The sequence below is a fragment of the Pseudoalteromonas sp. SR41-8 genome, assembly GCF_014163915.1.
Lineage (GTDB): Bacteria > Pseudomonadota > Gammaproteobacteria > Enterobacterales > Alteromonadaceae > Pseudoalteromonas > Pseudoalteromonas rhizosphaerae.
The window spans coordinates 70,888-86,278 of record NZ_JACJEE010000013.1 but is presented as its reverse complement, the minus strand read 5'-3'; the positions used below and the strand labels follow the sequence as shown (position 1 = coordinate 86,278).

Below are 15,391 nucleotides of genomic sequence, written 5' to 3'. Positions count from 1 at the left end.
TTACAAGTCCATTTCAGTCATGCTGCTATCATCAAGGGCTTTACTAATATCACGGCCGCTCACTATATCGCTCACAACAGTAACCTGAGGCTGACTTTGCTCGGTACTTGCTGCTCGCGCTGATAATAAATCGTCAATTCGTAGCGCTAATTGCGCCACGCTAGGGTAGTCAAAAATATCGCCTACCGTCACCCGTACTTTAAATTGCAGATTAATTCGTGACACAAGCTGCATAGCGAGTACAGAGTTACCACCACAATCAAAGAAACTTTCTTGGGTACCTAACACTGCAACCTTAAGTAATGCTAAATAATGTTGCAGTAAGCTCGTTTCAGTCGCGCAGCTGGGGGCAATACGTACTATTGCCGATTGCATAGCCGCAGTCGGAAGCGGTAATGCTTTCGTGTCTAATTTTCCATTTGGTGTGGTTGGCCACTGCGTTAACCAACAGATTGATTCTGGCACCATATAACTTGGCAATGATTGTGATAGCACACGACGTAATTCACTCACACTCCAAACACTTTCCAAACTGTCGTCCTCAAGGCTATAAGCACATAAACTCGGCTGGTCGTGATTGTTTGGTTTGATAAAAACACGTACATCTTGGTTCGCAAATAACAAGCGCAGGTGGTGTTCAATTTCACTTAATTCAATACGATGCCCGTTTAGTTTAACTTGTTGATCTAACCGCCCTTGTAGTTCAATACGGCCATCGAGTAAACGCCTTGCACGATCGCCAGTTTTATACAAACGCTGATGCGATTGACCATTAAAAACATGACTAACAAAACGTTCAGCTGTGAGTGCTGGTTGCTTTAAGTAGCCAGTCGCTAACCCTAAACCACCGATCCATAACTCCCCCCACACGCCAATAGGTAGAGGTAAACATGGACTTTGTGCATCCTCAGCCATAACATACAAGCTCGTATTAGCAATTGCTGAACCTATCGTAATATCATCACTGTGCTGAATATGGCTAATTGCAGACCAAATGGTGGTTTCGGTTGGACCATACATATTCCATAAATCCCCCTGCTGCGACAGCACCGCCTGAGCAAGTGCTGGATCAAGCGGTTCGCCACCACACAAGACCTTGATACCAGCTAAACAATCAGGTGCTGCATTTATTATTAATCGCCATAACGTCGGAGTCGCTTGCATAATAGACACTGGGAAATGTGCTATTAGATCGGTAATTGCATATGGGTCACTGCATGTTTGCTCACTCGCAAGCAGTACATTAGCCCCAACAATTAAGGGCGAAAACAGCTCTAACATCGCGATATCAAATGCAATAGTGGTAACTGCCAACAAGCAATCGGTTGGCTCTATTCCAGGCTGTACCGTCATAGCGAGCAACAGGTTTTGTAGCCCTTGGTGATTAATTTCCACACCTTTAGGTTGCCCCGTTGAGCCCGATGTATATATAACATAAGCGCTTGATAAAGGAGCAATAACGCGATCTGGATTACTGCTTTGCAAGCCTGTAAGTACCACAGTATCAATATCTAATACGGGCAATTTGTTGCTCGCAATAATTGGGCTACTATCACTAAAACTGTCACACAACAGTAAATCAGCTTGTGCATCAGCCAGAATATATTCAATGCGTGCTTGCGGAAAAGTAATATCGAGTGGCAAAAATGCAGCCCCCGTTTTTAATACCGCTAATAAGCTAATAATCAGCTCCGCACGCCTTGGTAGTGCAATTGCGACTAAGCTGCCGACCCCAATACCTTGCTCAATAAGATAATGGGCAAAGGTATTTACTCGTTGATTTAACTGTGAATAGTTAAGGCTTTGGCCATCACAGGTAATAGCAATATTGTCAGGGTATTGAGTCGCAGCATATTCAAATGAAACGATACAAGAATCGACACAAAGTTGTTTATCAACACGCTCACATTGTTCAGTAACCAGTGTCGCTATTTGTAAATCATCTAACAATGAACAGTTCGCACTGTTTAGTTCGTCTGTCCCAACAGCGTTGCTAAACAACCCTATTAACCCAGATAACCAATGATTTACCTGTTCATATGTAAATTTATCTTGTTGATATTCAAGGGTGAGTGACCAACTGTAAGCAAACTGAGTTAAGTTACAACTTAATTGGAATTGGCTATAACAGGTGTTGCTTGGCATGGTATTTAATTGCAATTCAGTAAATGCCGGTAAGGCAGTAACTTTATCTAAATTAAATAAAGTATTAGGTAAATTAAGCGATTCATTTGCTAACGCTGAATAAGGGAAATGTTGATGTTCAAATGCAGTTAATAATTCAGATTGCACTGTTTTGATTAACTCTCGAACACTGCTGATGTTTGTAACATCAATGCAAATTGGTAAAATATTCGTGCAATACCCGACTAATTCGCTATCGGAAGATTCTGCGCTATCAGCTTGAGGGAGTAATTGTCGATCAGAGCAAGGGATCCCAACTGTGATCATTGACTGCTGACTAAGCTTACTTAACCACGCTATATATAACCCCAATAAAGTGGCAAATTGACCGCAGCCCTGCTGTTTAGCCAGATCAGCAATATTTCCTTTGGTGTGCTCATTAAGCTCAACAGTCAATACCGATACTGCATAGTTCGTTGTCGTTGCAATCGCAGTGTTTGTTGGTAGTTGCAACGGCATACTTGGCGCTAGTTGTGCCAACCAAAATGCCTTATCTTGCTGGTAATTAGCAGACTCTTTATAGTGGTCAAGTGCTTTAACATATGCACTAAAGTCTACCGGTGCTGCCAACGCCTCTGTTGTGGTGTTGTTATAGTGTTGGGCAACTTTACTCAAAATAATCTGCAACGATACGCCATCACAGAGTAAATGATGCGTAACCACACTTAAGTAAGCAGTATTATCATTTTCTCTTAGTAGCGCAAAGCGACATGCAACTTCATTATTAAAATCAAAAGCATGGTAACGTAACTCCTGCAACTGAGTTGCTACAGCGATATTATTATCTGAGTGTTGTAGATTAATAACTAACAATTGAGGACGATGCTCAGCCACTAACCTATGGCAAAGCGTATCGCTATCAATTGCATACTGTAAAATAGTGCACTCGCGTACTGTTTTATCAACTGCGGTAACTAAGCGACTTATATCTAACTGACCTGTTAATTTAAGTACGGCTTGTAAGTGATACGCAAAAGCCCCCTCAGGTGACTTTGACGCTAAGGCAAGTAATTGCTGCTGCGCCTCGGTCAATGGAAATGTCGCCGCTAAGGTGGCCAAGCTCATTTTATCATCACGGTCACTACCAAAATAACCTGCCGCCTTTAAGCTCAAGGCACTGTCTTTAACTGCGGTAATAATGATCTCTATATCTGCATCTGTATGAGCTGCTGATAAAAAGCAGTTACGTCCTTCCCAAATAAAGATGCCACGATTAAGCATTTCATAAAAAAACATATCTAGATTTTGGCTAAATCTAAAACGAAATAAAGAGCTAAAAGCTTCAATTTGAATTGGGATCATTGCATCAGCAAAAAAGCGATTAAGGGTTGTTTTCAGATAACTGGTTTTATCACTTAGCCTTTGTTGTAACTGTGGTCCTTGGCGTTTAATTTCGCTTAAAACCGCTTTTGCACTGGCCATTGCCATTGGGTGTTTACAAAATGTTCCAGCAAAAAAAGTCGTATCTGCCTGTGGATAAGACTGATCACCATATTGCCATACACCACCATCAATACCGTCTAAGTAATCGGCACTGCCGGCAACAACTCCGATTGGCAACCCTCCACCAACAATTTTGCCATAGGTTGCCATATCAGCTTGGATCCCCACTAATCCCTGTACGCCGCCTGGATGAGCGCGAAACCCGGTGATCATCTCATCAAAAATCAGTGCTATTCCATGCTCTGTGGTTATTGCTCTGAGCTCTTTTAAAAATTCCCACGGTTGTATTTCTGGGTATCTGCTTTGAACCGGTTCAACCAATACCGCAGCAATTGTATGTGCATTTGCACGAATAATTTCCAGCGCCTGCGCGCTACCGTAATCTAATACTAAGTTGTCATTAACTGCGCCTTGGCGAACACCTGCGCACATAGGCTCGATGTCTCCTTGGCCCACAGAGTGCGCCAAAGTACCATCATAATGACCATGGTATGCCCCACTAAACTGCACAATTTTGTCACGTTTTGTATAATTGCGTGCTAAGCGCAGTGCGGTCATGACCGCCTCGGTGCCTGAATTACAAAACGTCACACGCGCCAAACCAGTTAATTCGCTGATCAAAGCAGCCACTTCACACGCTAAAGGACTGGCTAAGCCTAATTGAATACCTTGATCTACTTGTTGCGCTAAAGCATCAGTCACAAATTCGGCTTTATGGCCAAATAAATTAACTCCAAAATCCATTGTAATATCAATGTATTCATTGCCGTCTATATCCCATAATCTGGCTTGCTCGCAGTGGTCTGCATAAATCGGATAAAGCATTTCCTTGCTTGATAACCTAAACCCCGCTGAGGCTCTGCAATCAGCTAAGTTGCCACGATGTTGAGCAACCAGCTTTTTCGATGCGCTGGTTTTTGCGCAATAATCAGCTTTTAGTTGTTCAAAATGCTGCTGCATAGCGGGTGACTGATGCTGCATGTGTAATTGTCTACTTTGTGATGCAGGAAGTTCTGTGGCGCGCTTATTTACGGGCATTGCAACTGTTTTTACTTGCTGCTGAGGCATATTGTCTGGCGTTACACTTGCCGAGGAGGTTATAGCACTGCCCTGTAGAAAACGTAATTGTTGCGCTGTCACCGCGGCAATGCTTTGACGGCCAAAATCATTAGTTACACTCGCGGCAGCTTGCAGCTGCTGCTGGCAAATTGCCATGATAGTCTGTTGATCAAACCCCATATTGGCTGAAGAAGTTGTTGTATCAGAGTACGAAGGGGTATTCTGCTCTACAATTGCAATATCCGAGGTTAACTGGGCATCTTCAGTGTGTGGGTAAAAGTCACTATGTTGCGCAATATAATCCAATAAACTATCCACTGTGCTTAGTTCTTCGTAAAACTGGCGTACGCTAAACTCTAAGCCAAATTCTCTTTCATAGGTGCGTACGGCTTGCATTATCATTAATGAATCAACCCCCATTTCAAGTAAGGGAACATTCGTTTTTATAGCATCAACTGGTAATGATAATAAATTTGCAAGATTAGAGAGTACGATGTCACGAATAAGCTCAGTTCGTGCAACAACTTGGTTTATGTTTGTTACCGATTTATTGGCCTGCATATTTTCCTGCATTGCAGTACTTTTTAGCGCTGGTTGCTTTGCTGTTGGCACTATCCAATGTGCATTTTTTGCAAACGGATAAGCGGGTAATGGCTGTTTTTGAATATTTATTTGTGGATAAATATGCGCCCAATTTAGCTCAATGCCTAGTTCAAAAATACGCCCTAAACTGGTTACTAAACGTGTTTTATCAGCACCTTGACTGTGCAATATAGGTAAATACTCAGCATCTAAATGGGGCAAGTTTTCTTGCAATAACACCATCAAAACAGGTTTTGGTCCAACTTCTACCGCGCACAAATGCTCACGTTTATCTAACTCGCTCACGCATAAATCAATGCGAACAGGTTTAGTGATCTGCTCGATCCAGTATTGAGGTGTTGCTAAGGCGTCAGTTTCTAGCTGGCCAGTCACCGACGACAACAAGGGATAACAAGGTTTTCTATAGTTTACTTGCGCTGCTATAGCAGCAAAATCATCAAGTATCGGATCCATAAGTGGTGAATGAAAAGCACGTGCTGTGTTGAGCTGTTTAATCGTCAGATTTTGTTCTTTTAATAACTCAATGGCAATCTCAAGCGCTGAGTTTTCGCCCGAGAACACCACGCCAGAAGCACCATGATAGGCTGAAATTGCAATTTGAGTCTTGCCATTATCATGGCATTTTGTAATGACTTGCTGGGCAACTTGCTCACTACAACGCACTGCAAACATGCCCCCATTATCAGCAAGTTCATGCATGAGTTGGCCACGCGCAGCTATCAATAAAATAGCATCAGCTAACGAAAACACCTGAGCAATGCATGCGGCTGCATACTCCCCAACACTGTGACCTAATAACAGCTTAGGAGTGGCGCCAAAGTGGATCATTAATTTGGCCGTAGCATACTCAACCGCAAATAAGCCGACTTGAGTCCAGTTAGTTTGTTCTAAAAACTGTTTATGGCTTTGCTGATACAGAACCGTTAGCAATGACTCGCCGAGTCTATCGCCAAGTAAATGATCACATTCATCAATCGCGTTTTTAAATACAATTTGCGTATCATACAATTGTTTTGCCATTGCCGGATATTGCGAGCCCTGACCAGTAAATAGCATTACTAACTCATAATTTGTCGCAGCTTTATCATTTTCAGCCGCACTTAAATGCGAGGTTGTATTTAAGCCACGCATCGCACGTAATAAACCTGCACGATCTTCGCCGCATACGGCACGTTTTGCTTCTTTAAACTTAGTCAGATGTGCTGCTGTGTAGATCAGCGCATCAAATTCATTATCAGATAAACTCTTTAATCTCGTTTCATAACGCGTCAGTAAATTGGCTAACGCATCTGGAGTTTTAGCTGATAACGGTAACAGATAAAATCCCGTTTGCGAGGCTAAATCAATGGTATCGACCGCACGTTGAGGTGCACTCGCACAGATAATATGTGCATTGGTGCCACCAAAACCAAACGAGCTAACACCAGCAATACAACCATTGTCTGAACCAACAGGCCACGGCTGTAAATCACGATTAATTTTTAACGCAATTTTATGCCAAGCAATGTGTTTGTTAAGCTCTTTAGCATGAGCTTGGCCGGGTATTTTTTTATGCTGCATGCATAACATGGTTTTGATCACACCAGCAATGCCTGCACCCGATTCCAAATGGCCAATATTCGCTTTCACAGCGCCCACAGTAAGTGGCTCAGCTAAGCTTGTTTGTGGCCTATATACTTTACTCAGCGCCGATACTTCTATTGGATCACCCAGCTCTGTACCAGTGCCATGGGCTTCAACATATTGCACGTCATCTGCTGCAATTTGTGCATTAGCTAACGCCGACTTAATAACACTTTGCTGTGACAAGCCATTAGGTGCTGTAATGCCATTACTGCGGCCATCTTGATTGACTGCACTGCCTTTTAGTACCCCGTAAATAGGGTCGTTATCCTGTACTGCCTGCGCTAACGACTTTAATAATAAACATCCCACCCCTTCACTTCGTACATAGCCATCTGCAGAGTCTGAAAACGTTTTACAACGGCCATCTTTTGCAAGCATTTGCGCGTTTTCACAGGCGTTCGTTACCTCATCACTGAGGATCAAATTCACCCCGCCCACCAGAGCTTGGGCTATTTCACCACTGTGAATACTTTGCATGGCTAAATGCAATGCAACTAACGAAGATGAGCATGCTGTATCAACTGCAACACTTGGCCCGCTGAAGTTGTAATAATACGATAACCGATTAGCCGCAATACTCAGCGCAGTACCAGTACCTAAATAAGCATTTTGCTTTTCATATTGCTGAGAAAGTAAGAAGTAATCATTTTGCGAGATACCAATATAAACCCCTACTTTTGCACCCGATAATTGCATCGGCGCATAACCTGCGGCTTCAATGGCATGGTAACTGGTTTCTAGCAACAATCGATGCTGAGGATCTATATGCTTAGCTTCGGTTGGAGAAATACCAAATAAATTTGCATCAAATTGTTCAATGCCACTGATGTAACCACCTAAACGGGTATTATCCAAATGTGGGCATAACATGCCGCGACTTTCGTTTGGCAGTCCAATTACATCTTGTTGGTTACATAATAGCTGCCAAAACGCCTCTATACTTTCAGCTTCAGGGTAACGACATGCCATCCCTATAATGGCAATGTCTTTGTCCGTGCAGTCCCTTAGAGACTGAGCAGCTTCATTTAGTGTAGGTATAGCCACGGGCATAGTGACTGTATTTGATGATATAGCAGCAGTTCGGATCGCAGCAAATTGCCATAAATAATTAGCAAGCTTTGAAATAGATGGATAGTCATATAAAACTGTCGGCTCTAACTCAATATCATGCAATTCCATTAACTCACCCGAAATACGCACCGCCTTCATTGAATCAACCCCTAAAGATTGAAATGAAGCATCAACAGCAAGTGATTGCGGGTCCATATCAACTTCCTGTGCAACGACGCTTTGCAACAAGCTAAGTAAATTTGCATGTTGTTCATCTTCAAGTGCACAGTGGCTACTGAATATATCTGCTGATTGTGGCTCAAACGTTTCGCTCTCAAAAGAACCACGCAATTGATAAAGTGGCGTTAGCTGCTGCGCTAAGTAATGACGTTTGTTTTCTTGACGTTGAATTTTTCCGCTAGATGTTTTTAATACTCGCCCAGGTTTTATCAGTACAACATCATAGGGCGTAATACCATGCTGCTCTGTAATCGCTTGGATCACATCTTTACATATCGCTTCAGGATCAAGTTTACGAACCGCAGTACGTTTTACTTGTTGCACAATGACAAGTCGCTCTTGCTGTTCGCACATTATTGAAAATGCCGCACCACCGTTATTATCAAGTGCAGCATTTGCGTTACTTACCGTCAATTCAATATCTTGTGGGTAATAATTTTTACCGCGAAAAATTAATACATCTTTAGAGCGCCCAGTGACGAACAACTCATCGCGATATACAAAGCCTAAGTCGCCAGTGCGTAAGTATGGGCCATCATTATCATCAACATAGGCCTGAAATATTTCTTTTGTTAATGCGGCTTTTCCCCAATAACCTTGTGCAACACTTGCACCTTTGATCCAAATTTCGCCGGTTTCGCCATCAGCACAGCGTTTATTAGTGTCAGTATTAACAATGGCCATTGTATGGTTGTGCCACGTAATGCCACACGACACCGCATAATAAGGCGAGTTATCGGATGATGTGTGTAAATCACAAAATGAATCATCATCGCCATGCGTTACGTTTGTTACTTTACCTGTCTGTAATTCTGCAGTGATAAGACGTAACACAGTTGGCGAGTGTGATAATTTACCACCGCTTGCAAATAAAGTTGTTTCCGCCATACCATAACAAGGAGAAATACTGTCACGGCGAAAACCACACCCTTTAAATTTCTCTACAAAGCGCTCCAACGTCGTCGCTCGAACGGGCTCCGCACCATTTAATGCAGAGCGCCAATGTGATAAATCGAGGTTTTTTAAATCAGTATCTTTAACCGTATCGACACATAAATCATAAGCAAAGTTAGGCGCACTAGAGGTTACAGCTTTAGTATCACTTAACAGTTTGAGCCAGCGATACGGCTTTTGTAAAAAGTAAGTCGGATTCATCAAAGCCGCTGGTGCACCAATATAGATCGGATGCAAAATACCAAAAATAAGACCCATATCATGAAAGTGCGGTAACCAGCTGACAATACCGGTGCTGTGATCATGACCAAAGGCTTGCTTCATCATTTCTTGATTATCGAGAATATTGGCTTGGCTAACCATTACCCCTTTTGGCTCACCCGTTGAGCCAGATGTATATTGTAGAAAGGCTAATTCGTCAGCTGCTACTTCGCAGTGCTGAAAATCTATAGTGTCAATTTGATAAGTGGGTTCAGCGTCAGTGGTAAAAATAGCTAAATCAGCCAATAAAGGCTCAGCTTCAAATAATGGACGTGCTATTTCATTAATTTTTTCTGTGGTCAGTGCACCTTTCGCACCAGCATCAACAACAATAGTTCTTAAACGGTCAATATTTTGATTCTTTTTTGGAGGATAGACAGGAACAGCAACAATGCCACCGTACAGACACGCAAAAAATGCCTCCACAAATTCAAAACCAGAATTAAATAGCAATAGCGCCCTATCCCCTTGCGAAAAATGCTCCTGCAAGTGCCGAGCAATTTGCTTAGCACGTTCATCTAACTGTGCATAAGTGAGTGTTTTACAAGGTTGCTGATCGTCATAAAAATATTGATATGCAGTATCACTACCACGCGTGTTAGCTAATTTAACTAACCTAGCCGCTAAATTTATATTCATTCCATGACCTATTTTGGTTTGCGGCTCACTGCAACACCAAAGCCAAAATAAAGCTCTGCACTTCTACAGCTTGGTTGCCTCAGTGTATAAACCACTAAAATTGAAATATAATCAATTAGATAGACTCATAACATTATTTAACGATTGCACATATTGTAATCCGCACAATATAAATAACGTATTGAAACTTAAAGGTAAACTAACCGCTAAAACCACCAGCTGCGCTAATCAACTGCACCTTAATTTTGCAATAACTTTCATTTAAAATTTGGTATATAAATACCAATAAATAAAGTTACTGTGATAAAAATAATTAATATTGCGACCATGAGAGTAGTACAAAAAAACTAGACCAACATTAATAAAGCTAATAATTTACAAGTTAATACCAAAAACCATCCTAAAGGCGTATTTATTAATTAACCTCTATGCTAAGGCTCATGTTACTTGATCAAACCCTATAGAAATATTACAAAACATTACGTTTTGTTAAAAAATAATTAACCAAAAAGTGATGATTGATTTAAGGCAATAATTAGCTTTATTAGTAAATTCACTTTACCTACTTGAGCTATTTTCAGCATTTCCTGTATGAGTCTTATCGGGGTCTTCAAGTTACGTGACTAAATACACAAAAGCTAAATGTGATGCAAAGATGACCGACTTTAGCTACTGACAAACGTTCTACTCATTTAGTGCTAGTATTCCCTCACAAGGCACGCCTGCAATATTACGAACTCAATCGTCAAGTAAGTACACGGTTGATCAACTGCACATCATCTCTATTAAATAAAGTATCTAATAACTTTGATTAATCTGTCCTAAGGTTAGTCAATTAATGCTTGCTGTGGTCAGACTTAATAAGCTAGATTACGCGCTTTTTAAACTATACTTGAGGGACTATTAAGCAGTGAGAAACTTTATGTCGGTATTCAACTGGTACAATGCGTCAATAAAGCAAAAAATTGGTGGATTATTTGTTTTTTTATTAACGTTTTTGTTTTGTGTTATTGTTTTTTCGGCCTATAAAGTAAATCAAATAGAACGTGAAATGCGCGTAGTGGCTTTTCTGGATATTCCGTTAAGTCAGTTAATGCAACAAGTGGAGTTCATAGAGCTTGAACAACACCTGCAATTTGAGCAATTTCAACTAAAAAACCAAATGGGTGATAAGCCGCTCAACCCACATCAACAATTTGCTTTTGAAAAACAAAAAATAAAACAATTGCTCGATAAAGCGGTAGCAATGATTAATCACTCATTAGCATTAAAAGAAGTCATATTACAGCCTGAAGCAAATCAAAAAGTGGCCACCACAATTGAAAACTATACGCAAAAAAGTGACGAGTTCGAAAACTATTTAGAAAATGTTTACCAACAGAATCAACTTACTGAGCAAGCGCGGTTGCAAGTCGAAACAATGGCAACTGAGCTAGAAAGTGCAGAAAAACAAATAATAGCGCAATTAAATAAATTAACCTCTGATGATGCGTATTACACAGATCAGCACGAAAAAGACTTTCTATTTGTCAGCAGCTTACTCGGTATATGCGCCATCATCCTCGGCTTGCTGTTAACGACCTTTATTATTCAAATTATTTTACGTCGTATTCAACGCATCCAATCTAATATCGAAACATTAAACTCTTCTGTTGAACACCATGAGTTACCTTTGGAACTTCAGAAAAAGATCAAAACTAAAGATGAGCTTGCAGCATTAGAACACGATATAAAAATTGTTATATCTCGTTTGAATCAGGAAATGACTAGCCGTGAGGAAATTGAAAAACAATTAATAATATTAGCAACCCAAGATCGCTTAACAGGTGTATTTAACCGACACAAGTGGGAAGAACAAATAGAAAACCAGATCAATATGGCAGCACGAAGCGAATATCTATTTGCTTTAATAATATTGGATATTGATCACTTTAAACAAGTTAATGACCAATATGGCCACCAAATAGGTGATAAGTTATTAAAACATCTAGCTACACAATTACAGCAACAAATACATGCCATGGATATGCTGTTTCGTATCGGTGGCGAAGAGTTTGCTATTATCTCTCCTATTCAAGATAAGCAACACGCCCACCAACTTGCAGAGCGATTACGAGTGTATATTAGCGAATTAGATGAAGTGAGCTTACCTAAAGTGACCGCAAGCTTTGGGGTAACATGTTATCAGGCAGATGACTCGAGTTCAGTTATTTTTAATCGCGCAGATAAAGCACTCTATGAGGCAAAAGCACAAGGTCGTAATTGTATCGTAGTCGCTTAACTTGTATTGGCTGTATTAGTTCAGAGCAAATTTATATATTTAGGCTGGCTTTACACACATGTAAATATCTATGTTGATACTGTTAACTGGCAAACTCAATACAATATTCCGCCGGCTCTATTCGTACTTGAGTTACATACAAATCATTGGGTAGCTGCACATTATTAGGCATATCAGCTGAATTAAGCGCGTTGAGGTTAGCCATTAACGCTTGCCGCTTTTCGATCCACTCACTAGGAAAGCACGGATTATCAATAAAATGTGATACTGCTCTGAACTCAAAATAGATCGTTCTACGTATAGCTGAACCTTTCTGTCTTCCTGATGCATGAACCGTGTTTACATGGTGAATTACCACATCACCTGCATTGGCCGTAATATCCACACTTTGTAATTGTGCAATGGATAGCTGGCGCTTTAAATCACACACACTTGCTTGGCTACAATGAGACTGCGGGATCACTGTTAACGCCCCTTGCTGCGCTATTGCATCATCTAAATACACCCCCACGGTAAAAATAGGCTCTTGAGTTCTCACCGCCATATCGCGGTGCCAATCAAATCCGCGTGCATCTAATGAATTTTTTATCACAAGTGACTCATAGCTAGGTAAAACAGCTTCGCCGATAATCGCTTCAACGTAACTCATTAGTTCGGTTTGCGCTAGCAGTTGAGCAAATTGTGGCTGAAATTGAAAAAGCTCATTAACGCGATAAACAAAAGGCTTATCTGCAGTTTGCATAACAGCAATATTATCAAATGGTAAACCGGCTACATAGCGTGACTGTGCTTGAGCAACCAACTCATCACAAAAGTGCTGCAGTTTTGAGATTACACTTGGTTTAAGTACTTGTTTAATTTGTACAAAACCCTGCTGCTTAAACCGTTCAACCACTAGATTGGTTTGCATATTTAATATCTCCTTTTAATATACAGGCACTAAAATTTGTAGTCCGGCGCTATTAATAACTAAACAGGCTGTATTTCACTTGCCCAACAGTTCAGAAAAATAATAAAAAAGCATACTAACCTTGCTCAAATCTAGCTAGCACATATTCGATGAATAATCTGACGCGCAATGGTAAATGGTCACGATCCCGATATAACATAAATAAAGTGCGTGCCTTGCTTTGCCAATCAGGCAAAACATGCTGAAGCTCACCTTGAGCTATCATTGGTAATGCATAATAGTCAGGAATATAACCAATCCCCAAGCCTTTTTTAACCGCGTGTGTGAGCATTTGAATTTCATCAAGCTCTAAACGAATGCCCTTACTGGGTTGAAAATCATAAGCGTCATCATTTTGTTTATTTACTAATTGCCAAATAGACATCGGCTGGCAAATCACAGCGCTTTTTGCACATAAATCAGTGGGATGCTTAACACTGTCGGCCACCGTCTGCGAATTACTGCACAAAATAAAGTGAATATCTTTAAGTGGCCTCGCAATCCAATTATCAACCACCGTATTACCCACCCTAAACACCACATCCATTGCTTGCGCTTCAATATCAATTAAAGTATTCGAGAGCCTAATATCTAGTTGGATCTCAGGATATTGCAGTAAAAAATCATAAAAAATATCCCTTAAAAATTGCGAGCCGGCATTAATAGGTGCACTGATTATGATCTTACCTTTCGGTTGATTCTTCTCGATATGAAGATCATCATTAATTCCATCTAACTCAGCAAACAATGCACTCGAACGTTGGTAATACAGCTCCCCCATATGGGTCAGCGATACGCGATGAGCATCACGGTTTAACAATCTAAGCTGTAAATCATCTTCAAGTTGTCGAATACGACGGCTCAATGTTGATAAAGGCACTGATAAAGCCAGTGCAGCATCTTTAAAACTTTTTAAATGAGCAACAATACAAAAATAGCGTAAATCGTCTAGTGAATATCTATATTTCATTTTTGGAATCTACTCTCTTATTTTTGCTTGTTTATCCACATTATGGAAAGTAATACACTTGCCGCAACTTTTCAACATCTCTGGATTGCTGATGAACTTCTCAGCCAACACAAAAGCTATTTTACTCCTGTTATTATGTGCATTTTTTTGGGGAAGTTGTTTTCCTATTGGTAAACATGCATTAAATCAAGTACACGCACTGACTTTAGTATTTTGGCGCTTTAGTATTGCCGCAATCTGCTTGGCTATCTACTTAAAAATAATTAACAGTACAAAACCAAGTTTAACGTTCAACCAATGGGCTTGGGTGATTATTGTTAGTGCTGTTGGCGTAGGTGGCTTAAACCTCGGTTTATTTACCGGGCTGGAACATACCAGTGCCGCAAACGGCTCGTTAATAATGGCGCTGAGCCCACTTGCAACCTCATTAATAAGCTCAGTTGCAAAGCGCTCAATGCCTACTGCAGCACAATGTTTTAGCTTAATCGTTAGCCTATCAGGTGTATTATTAGTTATCACCAATGGCGACTTAGCCGTGCTTTTGAATATGCAAATCAATGCCGGCGACAAAATGATCTTTTTAGGTATGTTAGCTTGGAGTTCATACACTTACTTTAGCCAAGGTATCAATCAGTACATGCCTGTATTGCCTTATACTTTTGTTAGTATGCTAAGTGGTGCAACAATCATTGGCTTAATGTGTTTAGTGACCGCCAATGTACACCCGCTTAGCGAACTCAGTAATAGCTCAATGGTAGGTATTATCGATGTTATTTATATTGGCTTATTTGGAACTGTTGCCGGCTATCTTCTGTGGCTTAATGGCATACGCCAACTTGGCTCAGCGAATGCGTCGTTATTTTTTAACTTCGTTCCGGTATTTGCCATGTTAACAGCATTTTTGATGGGCCAACCAATTACAGAACTACAATTAATTGGCATTATTGTTGTGATCATCGGCTTATTAATGCCACGAATTTTTACCCCAAAACGCATTCCTGAACCTTGTAAATAACAAGTAATACAGCACCAGCTCATGATATAGCGATGGGTTAACTGCAACTCTATCGCTATTTAACCGCGTATTATTTTAGGATCAACAGGTAAGTGTGGCAGTTACTCTTTAAATAGA

The 15,391-nt window shown here is 40.7% G+C and carries 5 protein-coding genes; 2 read left to right on the top strand and 3 right to left on the bottom strand.

Annotation, left to right across the window (positions count from 1 at the left end; translation table 11 throughout):
* Nucleotides 1–10,059, bottom strand: coding sequence for a non-ribosomal peptide synthetase/type I polyketide synthase (locus H5162_RS10885; RefSeq protein WP_182778503.1), 10,059 nt, complete (start codon nt 10,057–10,059; stop codon nt 1–3).
* A 922-nt stretch (nt 10,060–10,981) separates the two neighbouring features.
* On the opposite strand from H5162_RS10885, the gene H5162_RS10880 reads away from it, so the two are divergent.
* Nucleotides 10,982–12,340, top strand: coding sequence for a GGDEF domain-containing protein (locus tag H5162_RS10880; RefSeq protein ID WP_182778501.1), 1,359 nt, complete (start codon nt 10,982–10,984; stop codon nt 12,338–12,340).
* A gap of 82 nt (nt 12,341–12,422) precedes the next feature.
* Here H5162_RS10880 and H5162_RS10875 read toward each other — a convergent pair whose 3' ends face one another.
* Nucleotides 12,423–13,250, bottom strand: coding sequence for a phytanoyl-CoA dioxygenase family protein (locus tag H5162_RS10875; RefSeq protein ID WP_182778499.1), 828 nt, complete (start codon nt 13,248–13,250; stop codon nt 12,423–12,425).
* 115 nt (nt 13,251–13,365) lie between these two features.
* Complete coding sequence (locus tag H5162_RS10870) at nt 13,366–14,259, bottom strand: LysR family transcriptional regulator (protein ID WP_145233038.1); 894 nt, start codon at nt 14,257–14,259, stop codon at nt 13,366–13,368.
* Between the two features lie 91 nt (nt 14,260–14,350).
* Between H5162_RS10870 and H5162_RS10865 the strand changes: the two genes are divergently transcribed.
* Complete coding sequence (locus H5162_RS10865; RefSeq protein WP_182778497.1) at nt 14,351–15,274, top strand: DMT family transporter; 924 nt, start codon at nt 14,351–14,353, stop codon at nt 15,272–15,274.
* The last annotated feature ends 117 nt before the right edge of the window (nt 15,275–15,391 follow it).